We start from the raw sequence: 2434 nt of genomic DNA, 5'->3' as shown, positions 1-2434 counted from the left end.
CCAGTCATGAAGATAAAACACACATTTCTTGTTACAATCGCATTTGCAGCACTGAACAGTGTTTCAGTAGCTCAACCGAAAAAACCGGCAGTATCCGCCGCGGTTCCGCGGCCTAAACTGGTAGTGGGTATCGTAGTTGACCAGATGAGATGGGATTACCTGTACCGCTATTACGACCGCTATTCAGAAGGCGGGTTTAAACGTCTTTTAAGCCAGGGTTTCACCTGTGAGAATACCAATATTGACTATATTCCAACCGTGACGGCCATCGGGCATTCGTCAGTTTATACAGGCTCTGTTCCGGCCATCCACGGCATTGCCGGAAACGACTTTATTGACCAGAAGACAGGAAGATCGATTTACTGTACGGAAGACTCTACGGCACAGACACTGGGAAGTACGTCTGATGCGGGAAAGATGTCTCCCAGAAACCTCAAAACAAGTACGGTAACAGACGAGCTCAGACTTGCCACCAACTTCCGGTCGAGGGTTATCGGCATCGCGATCAAAGACAGGGGCGGAATCCTCCCTGCGGGACACACTGCCAACGCTGCTTACTGGTTTGATGATAAAACAGGCAACTGGATCAGCAGCACTTATTACATGAAACAATTGCCGGCCTGGCTGGATAAACTCAATGCTCAAAGGCTGCCTGAAAAATACCTGAAACAGAATTGGAATACATTATATCCTATTTCCACGTACATACAAAGTACCGGCGATAATATGCGTTACGAAGGAAAGTTCAGCGGAACAGATGCGCCTGTATTTCCAGTACTCACTTCCACTATGGCTAAGCAGGACTTTGGCATTATCAGAACTACCCCTTACGGAAATACCCTTACATTTGATGTAGCAAAGGCGGCAGTAGAAAACGAAAAAATGGGGCAGGGGGAAGTAACCGATTTCCTTGCCGTCAGCTTTTCATCTACTGACTATATGGGACATCGTTTCGGGCCAAACGCCATAGAGGTAGAAGACACTTATCTGAGACTCGACAGGGATCTGTCGGCATTTTTAAGTTACCTGGATACAAAAATAGGCGCCGGAAAATACACGGTGTTCCTGACGGCAGACCATGGAGCGGCTCATAATCCAACCTTCCTCACGGACAATAAAATCCCGGCAGGCATATTTCCTTCCTCCCAGGTGCTTAAGGATCTCAATGCAGTATTAGCAAAGGAGTTTAATGAAGACAAACTTGTGATCAGCCTGTCAAACTACCAGGTTAGTCTAGACAACCGCCTGATCGCTAAAAACAAACTGGATGAAGCGGCGATCAGAGCAGCCTGTGTGAAATATCTCAGAAGCCGGGATGACGTAGCTTTTGCCGTCGACATGGATAAGGTAGAAGAATCCACTGTTCCGGAACCGCTGAAACGACGCATTATCAACGGCTACAGCCGCGAACACAGCGGGGTAATCCAGATCGTTACTCAACCCGGATATTTCAGCGGATCGCCTACCGGCACCAACCATGGTACATGGAATCCCTATGACGCACATATTCCATTTGTACTGATGGGATGGGGCATTAAACACGGAAGTACAGCCCGCCCTGTTAACATGACGGATATCGCCCCGACCATATCAGCTCTGCTTCATATACAAACGCCCAATGGCGCGATAGGCCAGCCGGTTAATGAAGCGCTGAAGTAAAGCAGTAAGTTTTAAGTGATAAGTTTTAAGCGAACGTTGAGGGCCGGTAGCTTTTGAATATTATTTATTCAAAAAGCTGCTGGCCTTAATCTGCTGATGATAACTGGTTTATGAAAAAATACATCTCAAATTTCCATTACCTAACACAAGACCTTCCTGGCAGAACTCATGTTCAGCAGGCGTTACTTGCCTGTGAAGCCGGGGCAAACTGGATCCAGTACCGCTGCCTTTCTAAAGATGACCACGAACTGCTGGATGAAGTGAATGAAATTGCCGCAATATGTGACGACTGGGGTACTACTTTAATCATTACCGATCATTATCACCTGCTCGATAAAGCCGATATACAGGGGGTACACATAGAAGACATGCAGGCTGACTTCAGAGCTATTCGTACAGCAATAGGAGAAGACAAAACCCTCGGAGCATCCGCTAATACCATTGCTGATATCCGCAGGATTGCGGAAAGCGGGGCAGTCGATTACATCGGATGCGGGCCCTTTACCGTAACTTATACCAAGCCAAATGACTATCCCCTTCTTGGCGTAGAGGGCTACAAGGCAATAACAGAAGTGATGCAGAAAGAGGGGATTCCGATCCCGCTCCTCGCCGTGGGGGGAATTACCATCGGCGATACAGAAGCATTGCTCGGTACAGGGATCTATGGTATCGCCGTTTCTGCTGCCATCAACCATGCAGATGACCCTACAAAAGCGCTCAGGGAGATGTACAGGAAAACCATCAAAAGATAAAAGCCTGGAACAAAGGAGAAAAG

Annotated in this window: 2 protein-coding genes; both read left to right on the top strand. The window is 47.5% G+C overall.

Annotated features, from left to right (window positions below; genetic code table 11):
- The first annotated feature begins 6 nt into the window (after positions 1-6).
- Positions 7-1659, top strand: a complete 1653-nt coding sequence (gene pafA / locus DDR33_RS02335) for an alkaline phosphatase PafA (protein WP_109414193.1) — start codon at positions 7-9, stop codon at positions 1657-1659.
- Positions 1660-1769: 110 nt separating this feature from the next.
- Positions 1770-2411 (top strand): thiamine phosphate synthase, encoded by a 642-nt coding sequence (locus DDR33_RS02330; protein ID WP_109414130.1) that lies wholly within the window; start codon positions 1770-1772, stop codon positions 2409-2411.
- Positions 2412-2434 lie beyond the last annotated feature (23 nt).

Origin of the sequence: Pararcticibacter amylolyticus (assembly GCF_003130405.1) — a bacterium.
GTDB classification, from domain to species: domain Bacteria; phylum Bacteroidota; class Bacteroidia; order Sphingobacteriales; family Sphingobacteriaceae; genus Arcticibacter; species Arcticibacter amylolyticus.
This window is presented reverse-complemented; position numbering and strand designations above follow the sequence as displayed.

Bases quoted from the DNA above. Each gene is read 5' to 3' on its own strand.
- DDR33_RS02330 (WP_109414130.1), top strand. From the start codon at position 1,770: ATGAAAAAATACATCTCAAATTTCCATTACCTAACACAAGACCTTCCT.
- pafA (WP_109414193.1), top strand. From the start codon at position 7: ATGAAGATAAAACACACATTTCTTGTTACAATCGCATTTGCAGCACTG.